The sequence below is a fragment of the [Clostridium] symbiosum genome (assembly GCA_036419695.1).
GTDB classification, from domain to species: domain Bacteria; phylum Bacillota; class Clostridia; order Lachnospirales; family Lachnospiraceae; genus Otoolea; species Otoolea symbiosa_A.
In genome coordinates, this window is the sequence record CP143946.1 from 2,087,438 (window position 1) to 2,110,095 (window position 22,658).

General features: G+C 49.4%; 15 protein-coding genes, 3 pseudogenes, 1 CRISPR repeat array and 1 other annotated feature. Of the genes and pseudogenes, 10 read left to right on the plus strand and 8 right to left on the minus strand.

The annotated features are described in order from the left end of the window. The first annotated feature begins 35 nt into the window (after positions 1-35). Entirely contained in the window at positions 36-503 is a 468-nt protein-coding gene (locus V3C10_09605; protein WVP64042.1) for a YbaK/EbsC family protein, read from the plus strand. Between the two features lie 97 nt (positions 504-600). On the opposite strand, the gene V3C10_09610 is transcribed toward V3C10_09605, so the two are convergent. Beyond that, the gene (locus V3C10_09610) at positions 601-909 is read right to left on the minus strand and encodes a helix-turn-helix transcriptional regulator (GenBank protein WVP64043.1); all 309 of its coding nucleotides are present in this window, start codon (positions 907-909) and stop codon (positions 601-603) included. A 306-nt stretch (positions 910-1,215) separates the two neighbouring features. Between V3C10_09610 and V3C10_09615 the strand changes: the two genes are divergently transcribed. Further along, positions 1,216-2,643: a serine hydrolase gene (locus tag V3C10_09615; protein ID WVP64044.1), complete on the plus strand. Its 1,428-nt coding sequence runs from the start codon at positions 1,216-1,218 to the stop codon at positions 2,641-2,643. 1,096 nt (positions 2,644-3,739) lie between these two features. Next, positions 3,740-4,246: direct repeats of the CRISPR family, unit length 33 nt; unit sequence GTCACAGTCCGCGAGGACTGTGTGGATTGAAAT. Positions 4,247-4,334: 88 nt separating this feature from the next. After that, on the plus strand, positions 4,335-5,504 hold the full coding sequence (locus V3C10_09620; protein WVP64045.1) for an AbiH family protein: 1,170 nt from the start codon (positions 4,335-4,337) through the stop codon (positions 5,502-5,504). Positions 5,505-5,686: 182 nt separating this feature from the next. On the opposite strand, the gene V3C10_09625 is transcribed toward V3C10_09620, so the two are convergent. The 3 genes from V3C10_09625 to V3C10_09635 are packed head-to-tail and all read right to left on the minus strand — an operon-like array spanning position 5,687 to position 10,130. Then, complete coding sequence (locus tag V3C10_09625) at positions 5,687-7,810, minus strand: CocE/NonD family hydrolase (GenBank protein ID WVP64046.1); 2,124 nt, start codon at positions 7,808-7,810, stop codon at positions 5,687-5,689. A 22-nt stretch (positions 7,811-7,832) separates the two neighbouring features. Then, a complete protein-coding gene (locus V3C10_09630; GenBank protein WVP64047.1) occupies positions 7,833-8,999 on the minus strand; it encodes a DUF819 family protein in 1,167 nt (388 codons plus the stop codon). Positions 9,000-9,059: 60 nt separating this feature from the next. Further along, entirely contained in the window at positions 9,060-10,130 is a 1,071-nt protein-coding gene (locus V3C10_09635) for a dipeptide epimerase (protein WVP64048.1), read from the minus strand. Between the two features lie 503 nt (positions 10,131-10,633). Between V3C10_09635 and V3C10_09640 the strand changes: the two genes are divergently transcribed. From V3C10_09640 to V3C10_09665, 6 genes and pseudogenes are all read left to right on the plus strand, one after another. After that, a complete protein-coding gene (locus V3C10_09640; GenBank protein WVP64049.1) occupies positions 10,634-10,879 on the plus strand; it encodes a helix-turn-helix transcriptional regulator in 246 nt (81 codons plus the stop codon). 11 nt (positions 10,880-10,890) lie between these two features. After that, on the plus strand, positions 10,891-11,205 hold the full coding sequence (locus V3C10_09645) for a cupin domain-containing protein (protein WVP64050.1): 315 nt from the start codon (positions 10,891-10,893) through the stop codon (positions 11,203-11,205). 82 nt (positions 11,206-11,287) lie between these two features. Beyond that, positions 11,288-12,266: pseudogene (locus V3C10_09650) on the plus strand (glycosyltransferase family 2 protein). 371 nt (positions 12,267-12,637) lie between these two features. Then, positions 12,638-12,875: a binding site (T-box leader), on the plus strand. 105 nt (positions 12,876-12,980) lie between these two features. Next, positions 12,981-13,172, plus strand: a complete 192-nt coding sequence (locus V3C10_09655) for a DUF6472 family protein (GenBank protein ID WVP64051.1) — start codon at positions 12,981-12,983, stop codon at positions 13,170-13,172. 21 nt (positions 13,173-13,193) lie between these two features. Next, positions 13,194-13,835: a hypothetical protein gene (locus tag V3C10_09660; protein ID WVP64052.1), complete on the plus strand. Its 642-nt coding sequence runs from the start codon at positions 13,194-13,196 to the stop codon at positions 13,833-13,835. A 61-nt stretch (positions 13,836-13,896) separates the two neighbouring features. Next, complete coding sequence (locus tag V3C10_09665) at positions 13,897-16,536, plus strand: valine--tRNA ligase (GenBank protein ID WVP64053.1); 2,640 nt, start codon at positions 13,897-13,899, stop codon at positions 16,534-16,536. Between the two features lie 243 nt (positions 16,537-16,779). Here V3C10_09665 and V3C10_09670 read toward each other — a convergent pair. Beyond that, positions 16,780-16,950 (minus strand): annotated as a pseudogene (locus V3C10_09670) (DUF6774 domain-containing protein). A gap of 128 nt (positions 16,951-17,078) precedes the next feature. On the opposite strand from V3C10_09670, the gene V3C10_09675 reads away from it, so the two are divergent. Further along, the gene (locus tag V3C10_09675) at positions 17,079-20,513 is read left to right on the plus strand and encodes a UvrD-helicase domain-containing protein (GenBank protein WVP64054.1); all 3,435 of its coding nucleotides are present in this window, start codon (positions 17,079-17,081) and stop codon (positions 20,511-20,513) included. Between the two features lie 98 nt (positions 20,514-20,611). Here the strand turns inward: V3C10_09675 and msrB are convergent, their stop codons facing one another. The 3 genes and pseudogenes from msrB to V3C10_09690 form a co-directional block, all read right to left on the minus strand. Beyond that, a complete protein-coding gene (gene msrB, locus V3C10_09680) occupies positions 20,612-21,586 on the minus strand; it encodes a peptide-methionine (R)-S-oxide reductase MsrB (protein WVP64055.1) in 975 nt (324 codons plus the stop codon). 175 nt (positions 21,587-21,761) lie between these two features. Further along, positions 21,762-21,986, minus strand: coding sequence for a hypothetical protein (locus V3C10_09685; GenBank protein WVP64056.1), 225 nt, complete (start codon positions 21,984-21,986; stop codon positions 21,762-21,764). Positions 21,987-22,145: 159 nt separating this feature from the next. Then, positions 22,146-22,316 (minus strand): annotated as a pseudogene (locus tag V3C10_09690) (zinc ribbon domain-containing protein). Positions 22,317-22,658: the final 342 nt, after the last annotated feature.

The following is a 22,658-nucleotide window of genomic DNA, read 5'->3' on the forward strand; positions in this document are numbered from 1 at the left end:
CCGGATTCGGCATTTTGAACAGGGAGGGTAAGAAAATGTCAATTGAACGTGCAAGGGAACATATGAAAAAATGGGGAATGGAGGACAAGATCCTGGAATTTGAGACGTCCAGCGCCACGGTGGAACTGGCGGCCCTGGCGGTCGGCTGCGAGCCGGCCAGGATTGCAAAGACGCTGTCCTTTAAGATCGGCGAAGACGCGATTCTGATCGTTACAGCGGGCGACGCCAAGATCGATAATCACAAATACAAAGAACAGTTTTCGGTCAAAGCCAAGATGCTTTCACCGGACGAGGTGACGGAGAAGATTGGACATGGAATCGGCGGCGTATGTCCCTTCGGCATTAATGAAGGGGTAAAGGTCTACCTGGACGAATCGATGAAACGCTTTGAGACGGTATTTCCGGCATGCGGAAGCAGCAACAGCGCGATAGAGCTGACGATGGAGGAGCTGGAGCGCTGTTCCGGGTATGAGATGTGGGTTGATGTGTGTAAGCTGGGATAGGAGCCGGGAGACCGGGCATAGAAGGCGCAGGCTCTGGGGAGCAGATGGTAAGAGGGATAGATGAGTCCGCCTGCCCGGACTCCGCCCTTGAGCCTGTTCACTTGCGCAGTCCCTTTATAATCACCCCGATATTCTGCAGGTAGGACCGGTTGAGGTGGCGCAAATCTTCCATAATCTCTTTCAGTTCGGCGGGATATCCGTTTCCCTCATCAAAGAATTCCGAGGGAGTGACACCCAGATATTCACAGATATAAAAAAGAACGGTCAGAGACGGCATGCCTTTTTTATTTTCAAGCGAGTTAATATATCCCGCGCTCTGACCGATGGAAAGGCTCATATCGCGGGCTGAGACACCTTTATTCAAACGCAATTCAATTAATCTTTTATAAAATAATTCTTCGTACATTTTATCACCCCTGTATATGATTTTAAAGTATATATGACTGGATTGTGTCCGGTCTGGCATGATATATACGCCGATCTGTCCGGTTAAAATCTGCGGTTTGCGAGAAGTGTAGTGTTTTAAACGATCTTCGTTATTTTCTGATTCTATACCAACAGTCTGTAATAAAATTGTAATAATTATAACTTTCGGATCGGATTGTAATAAAGACTGAAATGCTGTACAATGGTAAAGTACGAAATATAAAATATGAGATATCATATTTTCAGGCAGGCAATAAAAATACAGAAATATACAGGAGTAATACCAATGAACAGATGGAAAAACATAAAAGCAGCCCTTTGTCTTGGACTGGCCATGTCGATGGCCATCGTCTCCACCGTATCAGCAGATGTTTCCACACCTGCCGCCGGACCGGGAGCGGGCCAGCAGACGGTGCAGAGCCAGACCGGTTCATCCAGTCCCTCGCGTCTTCCGGCGCTTTCCGGCACCGTTACGACCTCCCAGGGGAACCAGGCATCCGGTGCGGGTACATCGCAGGGACAGACAAACGGAGCGGCCGAGAAACCGGTGGTGGCTTCCCAGGGAGCCGTCCTTTATGATGTTAACAACAACCGTTTTCTGTTCGAACAGAATGCGGATACAAGATATTATCCAGCCAGCATAACAAAGCTGATGACGGCGCTGCTGGTACTGGAAAACACCAATCTAAACGACACGGTAACTTTTTCAGAGAGCGCGGTATCGAACCTGGAATCGGGGGCGGTGACTTTGAAAATTAAGGCAGGGGACAAGTTTTCCGTGAAAGACTGTCTGTACGCCCTGCTGCTTAAATCAGCCAATGAGGTGGCAAACGGCCTGGCCGAACACGTATCCGGCAGCGTCAGCGGCTTTGCCGATCTGATGAACCAGAAAGCGGCTTCCCTGGGATGCACGAATACCCATTTTGTCAACCCGAACGGCCTCAATAGTACGGAGCATTATACAACGGCCCGGGATATGGCCCTGATTGCCAAAGCGGCATTCGAAAACCCGACACTCTCGCAGATTGCTTCCACGATAAGCTATGATTTCCCTGCAACGGCCAGTGTCCCGACCGTCAGAAAGCTGACGATAGGCCACAAGATGATAAGTTCCGCCAATGCGGAGTACTATCAGGGCATCGTGGGCGGAAAGACGGGATATACATCCCTGGCGGGCAATACGCTCGTCACCTGTGCGGAGCGGGACGGCAGACGGCTGATTGCCGTTGTGTTGAAGAGCAAGCAGACGCATTATACGGATACCAGGGCGCTTCTCGATTACGGATTCGCCTATCTGACGGAAGAGCAGAACCAGACAGGCAGCCCGGCCGGTGGCCAGCAGACAGGCCCGGGAGGCGGACCGTCCTCCTCACCCTCGGCAGGCCCGGGAGTCTCCTCCAAGGATGTCAATAAGTGGGAGCAGAACGGCGATGTATGGAAGTTTGTAAAGTCCGACGGAACGTATGCAAAGAATGAGTCCATGATGATCAATAATGAAATCTACCATTTCAACAATGACAGCCAGATGGTCAGAGGCTGGAACCAGATCGACGGCGTATGGTATTTCTTCAGAAACAGCGGCGGCCTGGCGAAGACCAGATGGGTGGAGACCAACGGAATGTGGTATTATGTAGATGATAACGGCTCCCTGTTTACGGGAGGGACGACACCGGATGGGTTTAAGGTGGATGAGAATGGAGTTTGGAGCAAGTAATCTCGTCAAAATATGGTGAATATGGAAGGGGGTAAAGAAAAATTTCTTTACGCCTTTTCTTTAAATACAATTTTCTGTATGATAATTGACATAGATAGGGGCTATAAGGTCGGTAAAGCTGGCTTTCAGTATCGCCTCTGTTTGATATAAAGAAAAAGGCAGAAGAGTTTATGCCAAAGGCCGAAGCTGCAAGGAAATTATATAAGGAATGTAAAGATATAGATATAGACGAAACTATGGAGTTGGTCTTAAATGCGGAGACAGAAGAATAGGACTTTTATTCTATGACAAGTGATTTTATTTTACCGAGCGATCAAAAAAAGTAATAGACCAATAGAGTTTTAAATGAATAAATATATTTTCTATGCAGGATAAACGGGGGCGGGAAAATCAACTTTATATAGGACAACCCATTATCAAAATACGATGCCGCGGATCAATATCGATGGCATATTGAGAAAATTACATTCAATCAGGAAACTGCCCTGTGTGGACATATTATATTGCGTACTATGTGTCAGGTAAAACAATCTGGTTATGAGGTACCGATTTGCGATATATAAAAATGAGGGAGAGCGTCAGACTATCCAAGAATGTTTCCGATTGATATATAAAATAACAGAAAGGGTGTTATAAACCTGACACAACTTTGGATAAGCTAATTCTTAAGGGTATTGTAGAATAGGGAATTCAGAAATGCAGAGCGTAAGGAGATATTCTTTATGTTCTTTAGATAGTAAAGATAGCTTTGAGATATGCTATCTAGATGAAAATATGTGGCTGAATGATGAAGTTGTGTGGAAACGTTGGCAGAAAGAAATAGAAACTATTGTTAAGTGCATACTTAAACAGTATGTGTTGTAGCAAAGACTGATTGAGGATATGGAATAGGCAGTTTGAATTAATTATAATGAAAATGAGGTGTAAGAATTCTGGTGCGAATCCCTAGCAAACATAAAATACCCAGGAGATTCGCACCAGAATAAGGCATATAATATTTGATTTCGAGTGAAGATATAGTATAATATGAGAAGATGATTGTGCATTATGTATGAGAATGCGCTATAATTGGCGGAGAATATCATGCATAATTGCTGTCACAGTCCGCGAGGACTGTGTGGATTGAAATTTTCCTTCTGCCAAAAGTGTCGCCCGCTGGGATGCAGTCACAGTCCGCGAGGACTGTGTGGATTGAAATTCTGACGATGCGGGAGGATCTGACCGTGGTTTTTGGTCACAGTCCGCGAGGACTGTGTGGATTGAAATTATTATCCTTTATATCAAATGGCAGTACAGTACCGTCACAGTCCGCGAGGACTGTGTGGATTGAAATTATTTATAATTTGTGTATTAATTGATCCCAGTTCAGTCACAGTCCGCGAGGACTGTGTGGATTGAAATTTTATTACCCTGATTCTGATTTTCAATAATATCGTCACAGTCCGCGAGGACTGTGTGGATTGAAATAGGTACAAGGATTGATTGCTGAGGATTTATACTGTCACAGTCCGCGAGGACTGTGTGGATTGAAATAGATCTAAAGCAAATGATTCTGTGCTTCGGGCAATTGTCACAGTCCGCGAGGACTGTACAAATTAAAAGTAAAGAAGTAAAAAGTAAGATCCCATAAAAAGTTCTATCCAATAAGCACATTCATACGCCGGAGTGAACGGGAAAGGAAGAAGCTATTTATGCCGGGAAAATTACTTCTAACATGTACTCAGTGCGGCAGGCCTTTCTTTAATGAAGGGGAAAAAGCATATTACGATAAACATCATTTATATCCCCCTAAACGTTGTAAAGACTGCCGCAAAATAAAAAAAGAAAGATCCGACAGACTAAAAAAAGAAGCGGAAGATAGAGCTGGGCAGGAAAGAAAAGAGAAAGAAAGTGCCCGTATCTTATCTTCTATGCCGTATCAAAAATATAGCTTGGCAGAGCTGCCTCTGGATCATTCTAGGCGTACGCTTTACATTATAGGAAATGGCTTCGACTTAATGCATGGTGTCCCGTCAAGATATACGGAGTTTCGGGACTATCTTGGAAAACATTCTGAGCTTAGAAAACAATTGGAGGATTGGAACCTGAAAGAGGATTTGTGGTCCGACCTTGAAGATAGTCTGGCTCATATGGACGATGAACGAATGATGGGAACGGTTCCGGATATGATGGATATTATGGGGGTTCCTGAAGAGGACGACGATGATTTCTTGGCGGCCGATTTCTTTGCTGCGGCGGAATGGGCCGTTTATCCTTTGCAGGTTATTGAGGCGGAACTTCCAAAACGGTTTCGCAAGTGGATTGAAAGTCTCAGACCCGTGAGTACGGCAAAGCCGCTGGTATCGGTCATTAATAACAACGGATATTATATTAACTTTAATTATACAGAATTTCTTGAGTCGGTTTACGGTGTTCCGTCGGAAAATGTTTTGTATATCCACGGCGACAGGAGAAAGAAAAAACAGGAATTAATTCTCGGCCATGCGTCGGGAGCGGAAGAGGATCCGGAGTATCATAAAAAGGAGTGGAAGCCGCGGTTTCATAACCAAACTTCCTATGATATGCATATGACGGCCGGACGGCATGTGGCGGAGTATTATGATATTACGACGAAGCGTTCAGATATGATAATTGAAAATAACAGGGAACGTTTTGAAGCGCTGAGTGATATAAAAGTCATTGTGGTAATCGGACATTCCCTTTCATATGTGGATTATCCATACTTTAAAGAAATTAAGCAGAAAACAGGCAGGGCGGTATGGAATCTGGGCTGGCATAATCCCTCTGATTTAAAAAGGATCCGGGCATTTGTAAATGTGATAGGAATTGGGAAAGAACAAATCGTGCTGTTCAGGACGTAACGGAAAACAGAAGAAAAAAATGGAGTTCAAATGCGAAATGTAAAAATCCCCATCAGTTCATGGTTCCTGATGGGGATTTTTACGTTTTGCCGATATCACCTTTTCTTTACACACGATATCTTTGACGTCTTCATTATTATTATTGGCAGCGGGACCCCGTGCACGTCCCCCAAAAGTACTGTCTACCCTTCCTTACGCAGAATCACCCTCGACGCATAAGCGCCTCCCCGGTGAATCCGGTTATCGGCGGTCCGAACCGTCACGCTGTTAAAACCGTCCCGTGTATTCCGGTTCGGGAAGATGAAATTCTTTGCGCTGGAGGTGACGGTCACGCGAAGCCGATGGCCTGTTTGGAAGGTGTGGGACAGCTTCGTAGTGCGGATTTTGACCTGATAAACCTGACCGGGTTCCATGAATTCGGGATGCTCAAACTGGTTGCGGTAGCGGACACTTATGACACCGTCGGCCAGCTTTATGGAGCGGCCGTTTTCATCCACGTCCGTGATTCGGACCATCAAATCCGTATCTTCACAGTCGGAGGAGATAAAGAGTTCTGCCGTTGCATCTCCGGTAATTGTTAAATCCGATGTAAGTACATCGGTGGAGTAGCACAGAAAATCGGGCCGTTTTTCCTCTTCCGTATAATCTTCCGGCACTTCCAGCTCATTTTCCGACATATCCACGAGATGGATGGCCGGATTTTTTGGATCATAGAGGTAGGAATCATAGGAGGAATGCACCGGGGCGGAAGAAGAGAGGAGCCCCTTATTGGATGCAGCCGCGTTTGGGCGCGCTCCGTCCAGGTAGAGGCTCAGTTCCCGCGTTCCCGGAACGGGCCAGTTATCTGCCGTCTTCCACTCATTGCTGCCCATGGTATAATACTCGACCCGGGGCGTCTTTTCAATGCCGTTGTCTACGCCTTTTAAGTAATGTTCCAGCCATGCCAGGCAGATTAAATCCATATCATAACGGAGGGCATTGTTACCGAGCGCAAATCCGTGAATGTCATAGTTGGCATTACCGCCATGCATCCATGGACCCAGGATGACCTTCTTTTCTTCATAGTCATGATAAAGCTCCAGAGCCTCCGTTGTGCCCATGCCGTTGTCGTCGAACCAGCCGGACATAATCAGGGCGGGGACGCGGTGATTTCCGGTCCGCTCCTTCCAGCTTCCCCGTTTCCAGAGAGCGTCGTAATCCATATGCTCAAACCATTTTTTCAGGAAGGGGATATCATATCCGAGCGCTTTCGGCGCCAGATCCTCGAGCGGCCGGATGTCCAGAACTTCCTCCCAGTCGTCACGCGCCATCAGTTCTGGATTGGCGTGCTGTCCGGAAACCAGGAAGGCCCATGCCAGCATGCCGGAGTTGAAACAGCCGCCCCGCCGGGGAACGTCGATAAACGGGCTTCCGGCGCAGACGCTGCTGAGCATTGCCTTTAAATGGGGATTTTCGCTGGCGGCGGCCGCCCACTGGACGTATCCCAGATAGGAACCGCCCGTCATGCCGACATTTCCGTCGCTCCACGGCTGTGCCGCAATCCAGGTCAGGGTATCGTCGCCGTCCTCAACTTCGTAGTACATGGGGAGCCATTCCCCTTCGCTGTCTTCGCGCCCCCGCACGTCCTGTATCACCACGGCATAGCCGCGCTGTATGAAGCGGAAATAGGCTGCGGTTCCGACACCCTTTCCATAGGGGGTGCGGACCAACACGGCAGGTACTTTCCCGGCGCCCTTTGGAAGATAAACGTCGGTCGCAAAGCGTACCCGATCCCGCATCGGAACCATTTCCGTCACCGGAGGTTCCACAGGGAAAAGGGGACTTACGTCCATTTCTTTCCAGTCCTTTAAAATGGTTCTGTCTTCAAACCCTTCTTTTACCAGCACCGCGCACTGATCGCGGAAGGGGGTGATGAATGCGATTACTTTTTCATCCTCCGTAACCAGATCCTTAGGGAATTTTATATTACGCTGGATAAAAGTATGGCTGTCTTTTTTTTCGAAAGTTTCCCCGTGCGCAGTTTGAAATTGACACCTGCAACAGGAAGCGCTGTCAGTCTCTGCGTCTTCTGCATCCGTCCGCCCGGCGGTTTCTGCGATACCGGCTTCATAGTCCGGCAGACGCAGAAGAGCTTCACGGACATTCATTTTTCCAAGTTCCAAATACCAGGTATCTTCCTCCGTAAGTGCCTGCCATTCTTTTAGACGGCCGGCGTACACGTCAAGGGGCTGATGAAAGATCTGATTATCCCTGCGCTCACAGACTCCGTACAGGATTCCGGACAGGTAAAAATTCCATTGTTCCATATGCTGACTCCTTTTTTATGCCTTATGCCCCGATGATAAATTTGATCAGATAGGCAACTAAAATACCCACATAGTTTCCGCAGACGCCGCCGATGACGCCCATGAGCAGGCCCACGCTGACCAGCCGGTTCCACTTGGCGCTGGATGCGACCAGGGAGGCGGTGGTTCCGTCTGCAATCGCCCCGGTGATGCCGAGAATTACATATTCATACGGTACCCGGAACAGTCTGGACAGGAGCAGATGAAGCGTGATACTGCCAACGATGACACAGAAGCAGAAGAGTGTGATCGTCATGGTGGAGCCGAAGAAAGAGGCCAGATCCACGCTGAATCCAATGATGGCCAGATACATCATTCCGAAGAACAGTCCCAGATTCAAATTGCCCCTAAGCTTTCCAACAGCCGGAATCTGGGCGGCCGCAATGGAGAGCGTGGAAATGAGGAGTATCCGCCTAGCGCTTGCAAAGTCGGAAGGCAGAAAGGCCGCCAGCCTGGTGGCAATTGTCACGATGGTGATTGAGACTGCCAGAAGACATGCGATATCCTGAATGCTCCATTTCTGCTCGGCCATCAGGACCGGCTCTTCCCCGTCGCCGACGCGGTCTTCGTCGGACAGGCGGTACGGCCAGATTTTCCTCAGGAATTTGACATTCTGGAACAGGGCTGGGGCGGCGAACATCAGAAACAGCGTCGGCATGCCCACCACATAGTCTGCGGCATTGGCGGCGGCGATGGTTTCATTGGCCGCATCCAGGCCCACCGCGATTGCGGTCAGGTTGGAGCTGCCTCCCGTATAAGTTCCGACAAACATTCCGGCGATTTTCCAGCCCTCAAACATCTTTCCGCTGAAAATCACACCGAACACGGTGGCTACCAGGCAGACGCTGAATACGGCAGATACGAGGCCGACCACGGCCTTTCCGGACAGCTTCGCCAGTTCCTTTAAGTTAATGTTTAGCAGATAGATGGAGATGGACATCGGGACGCAGTAGGTGATGACAACGCCATACACGTCCTGATACCCGGGAACAATGTGCAGATTGACGAGCACAAGTCCGATGACAATTACCGTGAGGGCCGGACCGATGTATTTAAACGCCTTAAAACGCTGGACCCACAGGGAAAATGCCACCATCACCAAAACAACCGTCAGTAATTCGTCTGTTGTCTGAAAAATAGGGAATTGCATAATTGTACCTCTTTCGTTGTTTTCTATGGTTTCTCATTATGTAATGACAGGGGAATGCGGCTACATATTGAAGTTTACGCCGAATCCCGGTTCATCAAGCAGCATAAAGGTGTCGTTTTTCTGGATAAATCCGCCTTCCACCGGATTTTCCCTGTAATAGAGGAAGCTGTCGCAGTCTGCCTCCGTCACATTCTTTTTGGCCGCCACAAGGCTCAAACCAGCGGTGATTGCAAGCTTTGTCTCCAGCATGCAGCCAACCATACAGGTAACGCCGTTCGCTTCGGCGATGGCATTGATTTTTGCAGCCGGATAGAGGCCGCCGCATTTCATCAGTTTAATATTCAGGATATCGGCGGCTCCGATCCGGCAGGCCCTGGCGGCGTCCACCGGGCCGTGGATGGATTCGTCCAGCATAATCTGGATTCCGTTCACCTTGCTGCGGATAAAGGCAGAACCCTCCATATCCCAGTGCGGCAGGCACTGTTCCACGGCTTCGATGCCGAATTCACGGAAACCCTCCAGAGCGCAGACCGCGTCTGAAACCGTGTATCCCTGGTTTGCGTCTGCGCGGAGGCGGATGTCCGGGCCGACCGCTTCACGTATCAGTTTCATAGCGCGGATATCTTCCTTATAGTCGATGCCTGCTTTGATTTTTAAAATATGGTATCCTTCTTCCGTTACAAGACGTTTTGCCTCGGCTGCCATTGCTTCCGGAGCGCCGATTCCGATGGTGATGTCATTCTGCACCGTATTACTGAAGCCGCCGAGCAGCTTGTAGACGGGCTGTCCCATGGATTTACCCATCAGATCATACATTGCAAGATCCACGGCGCATTTTGCGGCTCCGTTTCCGACAATTACGCCGTCCATCATACCATGTACCGCTTCGATGTCCATCGGATTCATCCCAGTCAGCCCCTGTTTAAAAATTTCCAGGACCGCAATTACGCCGTCCACCGTTTCTCCGGTTACCGGTGCAAACGGGGCGGCCTCTCCATATCCAACATAACCCTCATCCGTTGTCACCTGAATCAATACACTTTCCAGATAGTTAACGACGGTAAAGGCCACCTTGAAAGGCTCTTTTAACGGAATCTGGACTTTTTCAATTTTCATACCCGTGATTTTCATTTGTATCCTCCTGTGATTATGATTATATCATAATTATATCGATAATAACTTCTGCTAATTTTACTATAGGTTAAAAATTTGGTCAACTGTTTATGTATGAAAAGTAGGCTGTGCGGTGGTGAGAGGGTGTGGATGAGTCTTCAGTCCCGGTTTATAGGTTGTGGTGAGGGGGGAATCCAGAGAAAGACTTTCCTGTGGGGACACGCTCCCGCTTGTGAAGCGCACAGCGGATGCTAAGCTCGAAAGGACCTCGCTAAGCACCGGCGGGCTTCAAGGTCACCCTTCGGAAAGTTTTTCTCCTCCTTCCCCCGGCAGGTTGTCGACGGGACTGAAGACTCATCCCCTCCCCCTCACCATCCCGCCCCCCGACCGTCCCGGCGGCGTTCTCCTTCCTCAACTAAATCCCCACTTTATGGATAAACCGTTACATTGCCCGGATAAAAATCTTGCGTAAGCGCCGTATGCACGTTAGAATAGGGGATAGCACAAAGAAGGAGTTATATATGTTAGGCACAAATATTAGAGAATACCGTAAAAAACTGGGACTTACCATGAAAGATTTGGCGGAGAGCACGGGCCTGTCGATCGGATATATTTCCCAGGTGGAGCGGGAGGAAGTAGAGCCGTCTCTTTCCTCCCTTCGAAAAATTGCCGGGAGCTTTGATGTCCCTGTCTATATTCTGATGGATGATCATAAAAATGACCGCAATCTCACAATCCGGAGGGAAGAGCGCCTGTCGGTAGAATGAGGAAGAGCAGCGTGGAATATGAATTCCTGACGCCGCTTCCCTCACCCGGTTTTATCCCAAAGACACTGATGATAAAAGCCACTCTGGAACCGAATTCAAAGGATTCGGAGCTTCCGGTGGTCCATCATTCCGAAGAGACCATCCTGATTTTAAAGGGAACGCTCAACGTGGAAATCGGGGATTCCGTCACCGTGCTGCACGAGGGAGACACCATTATTATTGAGGAGGATTTGCCGCATACCTGCATGAATCAGACCGACGGTTATGTGGAGGTGATTTCCACCATCACGCCTCCGGTCTGGGGCACGTTACACTTTCCGGGATAGGGGAACCGGCCCCCTTTCCTTTTGCAGTGTTTTCGTATATAATGGACAAATATTCAAAAAAGACGGCAGGAGATGAGAGAAGATGAAAAATGCACCGATCCTATATTTTGTGGTGCCTTGTTATAATGAAGAAGAGGTTTTACCCCTGACGGCCGGTACGCTTGGCAGGAAACTGGATGAGCTGTGCGGTGCGGGAAAGATAGATAAACAGAGCCGGATTCTCCTGGTGGACGACGGGTCACGCGACAGGACATGGGAACTGATTGAAGGGCTACACAGGGAGACGGCCGGTTCCAGGGCCTGAAACTGAGCCGGAACCGGGGACACCAGAATGCATTGTTAGCCGGGCTTTCCGAGGCAGCCCTCCACTGCGACGCCGCAATTTCACTGGATGCGGATCTGCAGGATGACGTGGATGCCTGTGACCGGATGATCAGCGGTTCAAGGCGGGCTGCGATATTGTTTACGGCGTCAGAAAGAAAAGGACGACCGATTCCGCCTTCAAGCGTCTGACGGCGGAGAGCTTCTATAAACTGATGAATCTTTTAGGCGCAAACACCGTTTATAACCATGCGGATTTCCGCCTGATGAGCTGCCGGGCCTTAAAAGGCCTGGAGGAATTTACCGAGGTCAACCTGTTTCTGCGGGGGATAGTGCCGATGATCGGGTATTCTTCGGATGTCGTGTATTACGACAGGAAAGAGAGGGCGGCAGGCGAGAGCAAATATCCGCTGGGAAAAATGCTTGCCTTTGCCATCGAGGGAATCACTTCCCTGAGCATCAAACCAATCCGTTTGATTACATTTACGGGGATCGTCTCCTTTTTCGTCAGCATCGGGTTTCTGATCTGGGCGGTCGTGGATTTTTACAGAGGCAACACAATCAGCGGCTGGGCCAGTATCATGGTTTCCATCTGGTTTATCGGGGGGCTTCTTTTACTGTCCATTGGGATTGTGGGAGAGTATATCGGGAAGATTTATCTGGAAACAAAGCACAGGCCGAGGTATCTGGTGGAAACGCTGTTGGGAGATGAGGAAAGTTCTGAGGAACAGGATAGTTGAGATGCGAGGACGCCTCTGTAAAACGGCGGACGGGGGAGTGGGAGGGTATATATGAGTCTTCAGTCCCGGTCCATAACCTTCCTGGTGGGGAATCCGGGAGAAAAAGATTCCGGAGGGAACCTGGGAGTTCATCAGCACTTAGGCGGCGTTTCTCAGACGCCTTAGTACTGTTATGTACTCCAAAGAGCGCAAGCGTTTCCCGAAGGAACTTTTTCTGCCCGGATTCCCACCCGCGACAACCTGCAAACCGGGACTGAAGACTCATCCCCTCCCCCTCACCATCCCCCCCCCGACCGTCCCGGCGGCGTTCTCATTCTTCAATTAAATCTTGACAATCCGCCCAAAAACCACTATGATATCATAGTATATAAGAAAATGCTGTGAAGAAGAGGAGTACATGCATAACCCCGACAGAGAGGACGGCCCACTGGTTGAGAGGCTGTTCAGGGAAAGTGTGGATGGAAGGTAGCTTCGGAGCGGGATTCCCCAAAGCGGGACGCAAGTAGGGAGTCACGGCCGGTCACCGTTAAAAGACTCAATGAGATTGCCGGAACTCTATGAGATACGGCAGAAGCCAGGTGGTACCGCGGAAGATATTTCGCCCTTTGCATAATAATTGTGCAGAGGGCTTTTTTAATTGACAGTAAAAAGTTTGTGAGACTTGCTTGTTGTCATTCACATTCACGCCGGGCGCTTAAAAAGGGAGGTGGAGGCTTGAAAAAACAGGGAGGACCAAAGAGCTGCGAATCCTGCGGTAATTATATTTATGATGAGGATTATGGTTATTACGTCTGTGAGGCGGATCTGGATGAAGATGAAATGGCTTTATTTCTCGGAAATCACCGTTTTGAATGTCCTTACTACCAGACAGACGATGAATACCGCATTGTGAGGAAACAGATGTAACACCAGGCGAGGAGGCATCAAATGGCAGAGAAACGCCGGATGGCTGAGAAAAGCAATACAGCAGGAAGAAATACAGCGACATCAGGCAGGAAGGCCGTGGCTGCTGCGGTGGTCTTCGTAATCATAATAGCCATGCTGCTGACGGCATGCCGCACAACCGGCGCCGTTACGGAGACGGCGGCTGCGCAGACGCCGGGAACGCTGGAAAACGGAGTATATCTGAGCGGAGACGGCAGATTCACCATTAAGGCCGATGATGTAAAATGGTGGACAACGGGAAGCGGGGATTTATGGGAACTCAGTCTTCTGGAAAACAGAAGCGTCCATATTTCATTTTCTCCTGCAGAGGGACTTAATAAAGAGATGATTGCCGATTTTGAGACATCTTTTGCAGACGGCTATGTGGAGGCCTTAAAAGAAGAATATCCCGATATTAAAAAGACGGATATCCGCGAAGTCAGTGAAGAGCTGGCGGGACTTGGGATGACTATGACCGGGCCGGGAGGCGGAGACAGAATGTATCAGCTTCTTTATCTGGCCTCGGACGGAGAGAACGGATATCTTATCACGGCGTCCTTTCCAGCAGAACAGGAGAGTGTTCTTAAGCAGGAAGTGATGCAGGTGATAGAATCGATTTCATTTATAAAAAAAGAACAGACATAACCGCTGATATCAAACAAATAATGATTCACAAAAAGAACTGAAAAGAGAAAAGGAGACACACATGAAAGAACTCGAAAAAACCTATAATCCGGCGGACATTGAAGGACGCCTCTACCAGAAATGGCTGGACAGCAAATACTTCCATGCAAAAGTAAATAAGGACAAAAAGCCGTTTACCATCGTAATGCCGCCGCCAAACATCACGGGACAGCTCCATATGGGACATGCCCTGGATAATACAATGCAGGATATCCTAATCCGTTACAAGAGAATGCAGGGATACGAAGCATTATGGCAGCCGGGAACCGACCATGCCGCGATCGCCACAGAGGTGAAGGTGATCGATAAGCTGAAAAGCGAGGGCATTGACAAACACGATCTGGGCCGTGACAAATTCCTGGAGAAAGCCTGGGAGTGGAAAGAAGAGTATGGCAGCCGCATCGTAAACCAGCTCCATAAATTAGGTTCCTCCGCCGACTGGGACAGAGAGCGTTTCACCATGGACGAGGGCTGCTCCGACGCGGTTTTAGAAGTATTCACAAAACTTTATGAGAAAGGCTATATTTATAAAGGCTCCCGAATCATCAACTGGTGCCCTGTCTGCCAGACTTCGATTTCCGATGCCGAGGTGGAGCATGAGGAGCAGGACGGATTTTTCTGGCATATCAATTATCCGATTGTGGGCGAAGAGGGCCGTTTCGTAGAAATCGCCACCACACGTCCGGAGACGATGTTAGGTGACACTGCGGTGGCCGTAAACCCGGAAGACGACAGATATAAAGACCTGATCGGCAAGATGCTGAAACTGCCTCTGACCGACCGTGAAATTCCGGTTGTTGCGGATGAATATGTTGACAAAGAGTTTGGTACGGGCTGTGTAAAGATTACGCCTGCCCATGACCCGAACGACTTTGAGGTAGGAAAACGCCACGGCCTGGAGGAAATCTGCATCATGAACGACGATGCCACGATCAGCGCTCCGGGTAAATATAAGGGAATGGAGCGTTACGAAGCCAGAAAGGCCATCGTAGCCGATCTTAAGGAGCAGGGACTCCTTGTAAAAGTAGTACCGCATTCCCACAATGTCGGAACCCATGACCGCTGCGGCACAACCGTAGAACCGATGGTAAAACCACAGTGGTTCGTAAAGATGGAGGAAATGGCAAAACCGGCGATTGAGGCACTGCAGTCCGGGCGTCTTAAATTCGTTCCGGAGAGCTTTGGAAAGACCTATCTTCACTGGCTGGAGGGAATCCGCGACTGGTGCATTTCCAGACAGCTTTGGTGGGGACACAGAATCCCTGCATATTACTGTGAGGAATGTGGTGAGATGGTAGTGGCGAAAGAAGCGCCTCACGCCTGCCCGAAATGCGGCAGCACCCGTCTGCGTCAGGATGAAGATACGCTGGACACCTGGTTTTCCTCCGCGCTCTGGCCGTTTTCAACTCTGGGCTGGCCGGAGAAAACACCGGAATATGAGTATTTCTATCCGACGGATGTGCTGGTAACGGGATATGATATCATTTTCTTCTGGGTGATCCGTATGGTATTCTCCGGAATCGAGCAGACGGGAAAAGAGCCGTTCCACACCGTACTGATTCACGGCCTGGTAAGAGACTCCCAGGGACGCAAGATGAGCAAATCCCTTGGAAACGGCATCGATCCGTTGGAGGTAATCGAGAAGTACGGCGCCGATGCCCTGCGTATGACCCTGATGACGGGCAATGCACCAGGCAACGATATGCGTTTCTACTGGGAAAGAGTGGAGGCAAGCCGTAATTTTGCAAACAAGATTTGGAATGCAACGCGTTTCATCATGATGAATATTGAAAAGGCTCCGGCAGCCGATGTCAGCTTAAGCGACCTCACGATGGCCGACCGCTGGATCCTGTCGAAGGTAAACACCCTTTCCAGGGACGTCACCGAAAACATGGATAAATACGAGCTTGGTATCGCACTCCAGAAGGTATATGACTTTGTCTGGGAGGAATTCTGCGACTGGTATATCGAGATGGTAAAACCGAGGCTCTGGGATGACAATGATACGACAAAAGCGGCGGCGCTGTGGACACTCAAGACCGTATTAATCAACTCCCTGAAACTGCTTCACCCATACATGCCGTTTATCACGGAAGAGATTTTCTGCAATCTCCAGGATGAGGAACCGTCCATCATGATTTCCGCCTGGCCGGTTTACAAAGAAGAATGGAATTTCTCCGGTGAGGAGAAGGCCGTGGAGGTAATCAAGGAAGCGGTCCGCGCAATCAGAAACGTACGTACCTCCATGAATGTACCGCCGAGCAAAAAGGCAAAGGTATACGTTGTGTCCGACAGCGATGAGATTCTGGGCATTTTCGAACACAGCCGGGTATTCTTTGCAACACTCGGATATGCGGGCGAGGTAGTCCTCCAGAAGGATAAGACAGGCATTGCGGATGACGCGGTATCGGCTGTGACGGCCCAGGCAACGATTTATATGCCGTTCGCAGAGCTTGTGGATCTGGATAAGGAAATTGAAAGACTGGAAAAAGAGGAAGAAAAGCTTGGAAAAGAGCTGGCACGCGTTACCGGAATGCTGAATAACGAAAAGTTTGTCAGCAAAGCGCCGGAGGCAAAGATTGCCGAGGAGCGTGAAAAGCTTGAAAAATATACCCAGATGATGGCTCAGGTCAAGGAAAGACTGGATCATCTCAGAAAGTAAGTATCGGAAAAGGCTCCGGAGCGGAGGATGCGGAAAAATTCCCATCTGATGCCCCGGAGCTTTTTTTGAGTGGCAATGAAAAGTTCGCGAAGCGTGCTTTTCATTGTTCTGTGGACCGGCAGTGAAAAGTCCGCAATGTTAAGACGCGCTCTGGCCGGACGTATTTTTTTTCAGTGAGGATTCCTGCGCCTCTTTGTTCTCCGGCATTTCCTTGTTCCCCGGCGTTTTCTTGTTCCCCGGCATTTCCGTGCTTTCCGGCGGCGAACAGAGTACCTGGTGTGCATCGATGGCAGCCAGGGTGTCCCCCAATTGGGAGAAAAGGGCGGTATACAGGGCGATTTCCTCCGAAGTTTTACCCTGGGCGATATTGCAGGCCAGGGCGGTTATAGTCATGGCAAATTCACAAGATTGCATAAATGACACCTCAATTCAAAATATGAACAGAGGAGAAAAAATAGAATGAGCCGGGCCGTTTTTGTGATATACTATTGATAGGAATACTGCAGAAGAGAATATGTTCCGCATACAAAGGAGAAATGAAAATGTACATAGCAGATCTTCACATCCATTCCCGTTACTCAAGGGCCACCAGCCACGACTGTACGCCGGAAGCGCTGGAGCTGTGGGCAAGAAAAAAAGGAATCCGGCTTCTGGGAACCGGCGATTTTACGCACCCGGCCTGGCGGGAGGAGTTAAAAGAAAAACTGGTTCCGGCGGAAGAGGGGCTATACACTTTAAAAGAGGAATACAGAATTCACGATAAGGGCGCGGATGACTCCCAGGCGGTAAGATTTGTTGTAACGGGTGAGATCAGCTCGATTTATAAGTGGGGGGAGCGGGTAAGGAAGGTGCACAGCCTTCTGCTGCTGCCAAACCTGGAAGCGGCGGAGCTTTTGTCCGCAAGGCTCGAACAGATCGGAAACATCCACTCCGACGGACGTCCGATCCTTGGACTGCCCTGCCGCGATCTTCTGGAAATTATGCTGGAAGTGTGCCCGGATGCGGTCTATGTGCCGGCTCATATCTGGACGCCTCATTTTTCACTGTTCGGGGCGTTTTCCGGCTTTGATACAATCGAAGAATGTTTTGGAGATCTGACGCCCCATATTCATGCGCTGGAGACGGGGCTGTCCTCCGATCCGCCGATGAACTGGCGCCTCTCAGCGCTTGATTCTTACCAGCTTATTTCTAACTCAGATGCCCATTCGCCGTCAAAACTGGGAAGAGAGGCCAACCTGCTGGACACAGACCTTAACTATCCCTCGTTAGTGAAGGCGATTGAGACGGGCGACGGCCTTCGGGGAACGATTGAATTCTTTCCCGAGGAGGGCAAATACCATCTGGACGGGCATCGGAAATGCCACCTGTGCTTAAACCCGGCGGAGACTATTAAGTATGGGGGAAAATGCCCGGTGTGCGGAAAAAAACTGACCATCGGCGTCTCACACAGGGTGGAGGAACTGGCCGACCGGGCGGAGGGCTATGTCCGGCCGGACGGAAAAGTTTTTGAGAGCCTGGTGCCCCTGCCCGAGGTAATAGCGGCCTCCACAGGAAGATCTGCAGCCAGTGCCAGGGTCCAGAGGCAGTATCAGGAGATTCTGTCCAAACTGGGAAATGAATTTTCCATCCTAAGGGAAGTACCGCAGGAAGACATCAAATTGGCGGCCGGAACCATGATTGCCGAGGGAATCAGCCGTTTGCGCCGTGGAAACGTCCTGCGCAATCCAGGATTTGACGGAGAGTATGGAACGATCCAGCTGTTCGAACCGTGGGAACTTGAAAATGTGGACGGGCAGATCAGTTTATTTCTTCCATCCCGGGAAAGCCTGGGTGCAGCAGTTGGGGACTTGAAAGATAAGAGGACAACAGAGGGAGCCGTGACAAATAAGATGGCGGCAGGTGAGACGGCATCAGATGAGATGTCAGCAGGCGAGGGCGCTGAAATGGATTCTGACCCAGGTAACGCCGTAAAAGAGACGGCAGCGGCGAATGAATGGGATTGTCCGGAATCTGGGGTAAGAAGTTCTGATACTGTGGTAAACAGGGACAACGGCCCGGCCGGTTCTCCCAGGAACAACAAAAATTCTTTCCTTGGCCATCTGAATGAACAGCAGAGAGAAGCCGTTGTCATGCCGGCCCGCGCCATTGCGGTTACGGCCGGTCCGGGAACCGGAAAGACGGGAACACTGACGTTCAGAATCGGTTATCTTCTGGAGGAACGCGGTGTAAAACCGTCCGAGATTACGGCTGTTACATTTACCAATAAGGCGGCGTTGGAGCTTCGGGAGCGCCTGGAAAAACAGGCGGGAGGAAAAAGAATTACCCGCCTGCTGAGAGTGGGGACATTTCATGGCATTTGCCTGGAACTCCTGAAAAAACAGGGTTTTGACCGCATTCCGGCTCCGGAAGAGATGCTTTTAGAGACGGCCGCGGATATTGTAAGAGAATATCATTTAAACATCTCACCATCCGGCTTTTTAAGACAGTTGTCCCTGAAAAAGTCACGAATGGAGCTGTGTGATCCCGCAGGAGAAAGAACGACGGCCGCCACGGTTGAGGGAGCGGGGAATCCCGCGTCCACAGAGGAAAACAGCAGTGAAGATACCTTTCATGAAGCGGCCCGGGAGTATCAGAAGCGGTTGATGGCGGAGGGGGCCTGTGATTTTGACGATCTGCTCATTGAAACGTTAAAACTTCTTAAAACAGAACAGAAAAATGAAATCAGGAAAAATCATTTTAATTACCTTCTGGTGGATGAGTTTCAGGATGTTAACCTGGTTCAGCTTGAACTTATCAGGGTATGGAACCGGGGAGGAAGGGAACTTTTTGTAATCGGAGATCCGGATCAGTCCATCTATGGATTCCGGGGAACGGATGCGGCCTGCTTTGAGCGCTTGAAAAAAGACTACCCTTCTTTAATTAGTATTATCCTGAATGAAAACTACCGCTCGGTTCCAGCCATTCTGGAAGGTGCGCAGGCCGTTATTTCAGAAAATCCCGGGCCGGAGAGAAGACTGACGCCCGTATGCGGGGAGGGAGCAAAGATCCGCCTTGTCACAGCGGAAAGTGCGATGTCCGAGGCTATTTTCACAGCAAAGGAAATTAACCGTCTTATCGGCGGAATTGATATGCTGGATGCCCAGGAAAAAAGGATAACGGGACGCCTCGCCGGTTTTTCCGACATAGCGGTCCTTTATCGGACCCACCGTCAGGCAGCGCTTCTGGAGAAATGTCTGCGTAAGGAAGGAATCCCTTACCGGGTGGCGGGAAGAGACGCATTTTTGGCGGATCCTGAGGTCAGGGGCAGCATCAGTTTTTTCAGGAGTCTGCTAAATCCGGAAGACCGGTTCTCGGCCAGACTCAGCCGCCGCCTTTTGTGGAATGGACTGGGAGACGGGGAGCGGGAAGAAAGGTTTGCCAGAGAAATGGAATACTACCTTCCACTTTTGAAAAAAGGAAAACCTTCGGATATCCTGGAACAGTGGATCACTGCGGCATCGGATGGCGATACGTCCGGCAGCCAGAATATGGAAAAATTATGGCAGCTTTCATTCATGTACCACAATATGAAAGACTTTTTGGATGCGCTGGCTTTTGGCACGGAGGGTGAACTGATCCGCCCGGGAAAAAAACAGTACCGGTCCGATGCAGTTACGCTGATGTCTCTTCATGCCTCAAAAGGTCTGGAATTTCCTGCCGTGATTCTGTGCGGAGCCAGAAAGGGACTGATTCCGTTAGAAAGGCAGTCGGCGGGTAAAGCGGATGAGATAGATAAAGAGGAAGAACGCCGCCTCTTTTACGTGGGAATGACCAGGGCGAAAGAGCAGTTGATTCTGATAACGGGAAAGGAACCGTCGGAGTTCCTGGACGCTCTGCCGGAGACCTGTTTCGAACGGGAAGAGGCGGGAAAAATGAAACAGGCGGAATCCGGTTTTGGGCAGCAGCTCAGTCTGTTTGACTGGATGAAGGAGAAATAGCAATCATACATACAGAATGCGGCAGAGCAAATCCCTGCCGCATTCTGTTGAGTGGCAATGAAAAGTCCGCGAAGCGCTCCCCTTAATTACTCCCAGTCTTATGACTGAACCTGGGAAAGATAAGCGCCGTACCCCTCGGATTCCATCTTGTCTTTGGGAATAAAACGGAGAGAGGCGCTGTTGATACAGTAGCGGAGTCCGCCTGTTTCCAGGGGACCGTCGGGGAAGACGTGGCCCAGATGGGAATCACCTTCCCGGCTGCGTATCTCTACGCGTTTCATACCGTGGCTGGTATCTGTAAGTTCCGTGACCGCAGCAGCATCGACCGGTTTTGTAAAGCTTGGCCAGCCGCAGCCGGAATCAAACTGATCGGAGGAGACGAAAAGCGGTTCACCGGTGACAATATCCACGTAGAGGCCAGGTTCATGATTGTCATAGTATTGTCCCGTGAACGGTCTTTCAGTGGCGGAATTTTGGGTCACTTCGTATTGTTCCCCGGTCAGCTTTTCTTTGAGCGCGTCTTCCGAAAGACGGATTCTTACTTTTCCGTCGGAGCCCACGGTCAAATCGTCAAGCGTATTGAAATGGATGTGGCAATATCCGTTTGGATTCACCTTCAGGTAGTCCTGATGATAACTTTCAGCGGGATAAAAATTATTCAGCGGAGCCAGTTCTACGGCCATAGGGGCAGGGAGCCCCTTTTGTACAGTGTCCATGACGGTCCGCAAGGCTACGGTATCTTTCTCGTCGGTATAGAAAATGCCCGTCCTGTACTGACTTCCAATGTCGTTCCCCTGCCGGTTCAGACTGAGCGGGTCGATAATCTTGAAATACTGTTCCGCCAGGATGCGCAGCGTGACGATGTCGGGATCATACCGGACAAGAACCGTTTCCGCAAACCCCGTCGTATCGGAGCAGACATCCTCATAGGAGGGATTTGTGCCATAGCCGTTGGCATAACCGGAAATACAGTCGTGGACGCCGGGAATCCTTGAAAAATATTCTTCTACGCCCCAAAAACAGCCGCCTGCAAAGTAGATTTCCCTGAGATTTTTGTTTTGTTCTGAATTCATGAGGAGAACCTCGCTTTCTTTTGATATCAATTCTATTCTAATGATAGAATACCCACTTTTAAATAATATAGAATGAGAGACAGGCGGACCTTTTCTCTGACTGGTAATTAATCTGAGAAAAAGTCCGCCCCTGTTTTAGAGCCCGCGAAAATCATTCGGAAAGGAATTACATCATTTATTCAGTTTCACTTTCACTTTCCGGTGACAATTCCGGGCGGCATCCTCCCTCGGTTCCCATAACCGTGGTGAGCGTGGCATAATCGGCTTCGGCGGCTGTGATGATATCAAACAGTTCCCTGTCGGCCTCCAGAGCGGCGTCCCGGTTGTCGGCAACGGCGCTTTCCCCGGATGCGGCAAGTTTGGTCTTAACGGCATCAGTGTTTTCAGTTCTGGAAGACATCCCTCTGGAAGTTTCAGATTCCTCTGATTCCGTGCCGGCCGGCTCAGAGACGGTTCCGGAAGCATTAGGGCCTTTAAGTTCCCGCCGGTTCTCCGCAGTTCGGGCAGAATTTTCCCTGGAATTCTTCTCCGCATTTTCTACAGTACATACTTTTTCCCCCTATAACATAAATTTTTTACCACAGTTTAAACAGGTGACACGGACTTTTTTTGCTCCGATATTACCTGCAGCTAATCCAAGCGGGCCGACTAAAGCAACGCCGACAACCGCTTTCCCAATTCCAAATCCTTTTTTATTGCCGGACAGGGAAGTGGAACCACATTTGGGACATTAAAGCGGAGACCGGCAGTTCGTACAGAAATTAGCTCCTTTATGTATTTTATTAAAAAGCCATCAGGCCCCTTCATACTTTCTACACCAATATTTCTATATGAAATTTTACCGCAAATCGGCAGAAAAGTCCAACAATATATTACATATTCTTGTAAAAAAATACATAATAAATGGTAAAAACGGTTAAAACGTCTTAAATATGGCGATAAAACGCGTTTTAATTCAGATAATTAAAAATGAAACAAAAACAGTAATTCTCCGCGGCCGCAAAAGTATCAGATACCCCCTTGTAAAAAATAGTCAATGAAGTACAATTAAATTGACCAAACCAGTCAAATA

What these genes read in the sequence shown, in the direction of transcription:
- V3C10_09605 (WVP64042.1), top strand. Translation starts at nt 36, where the DNA reads ATGTCAATTGAACGTGCAAGGGAACATATGAAAAAATGGGGAATGGAG.
- V3C10_09610 (WVP64043.1), bottom strand. Translation starts at nt 909, where the DNA reads ATGTACGAAGAATTATTTTATAAAAGATTAATTGAATTGCGTTTGAAT.
- V3C10_09615 (WVP64044.1), top strand. Translation starts at nt 1,216, where the DNA reads ATGAACAGATGGAAAAACATAAAAGCAGCCCTTTGTCTTGGACTGGCC.
- V3C10_09620 (WVP64045.1), top strand. Translation starts at nt 4,335, where the DNA reads ATGCCGGGAAAATTACTTCTAACATGTACTCAGTGCGGCAGGCCTTTC.
- V3C10_09625 (WVP64046.1), bottom strand. Translation starts at nt 7,810, where the DNA reads ATGGAACAATGGAATTTTTACCTGTCCGGAATCCTGTACGGAGTCTGT.
- V3C10_09630 (WVP64047.1), bottom strand. Translation starts at nt 8,999, where the DNA reads ATGCAATTCCCTATTTTTCAGACAACAGACGAATTACTGACGGTTGTT.
- V3C10_09635 (WVP64048.1), bottom strand. Translation starts at nt 10,130, where the DNA reads ATGAAAATCACGGGTATGAAAATTGAAAAAGTCCAGATTCCGTTAAAA.
- V3C10_09640 (WVP64049.1), top strand. Translation starts at nt 10,634, where the DNA reads ATGTTAGGCACAAATATTAGAGAATACCGTAAAAAACTGGGACTTACC.
- V3C10_09660 (WVP64052.1), top strand. Translation starts at nt 13,194, where the DNA reads ATGGCAGAGAAACGCCGGATGGCTGAGAAAAGCAATACAGCAGGAAGA.
- V3C10_09665 (WVP64053.1), top strand. Translation starts at nt 13,897, where the DNA reads ATGAAAGAACTCGAAAAAACCTATAATCCGGCGGACATTGAAGGACGC.
- V3C10_09675 (WVP64054.1), top strand. Translation starts at nt 17,079, where the DNA reads ATGTACATAGCAGATCTTCACATCCATTCCCGTTACTCAAGGGCCACC.
- msrB (WVP64055.1), bottom strand. Translation starts at nt 21,586, where the DNA reads ATGAATTCAGAACAAAACAAAAATCTCAGGGAAATCTACTTTGCAGGC.
- V3C10_09685 (WVP64056.1), bottom strand. Translation starts at nt 21,986, where the DNA reads ATGTCTTCCAGAACTGAAAACACTGATGCCGTTAAGACCAAACTTGCC.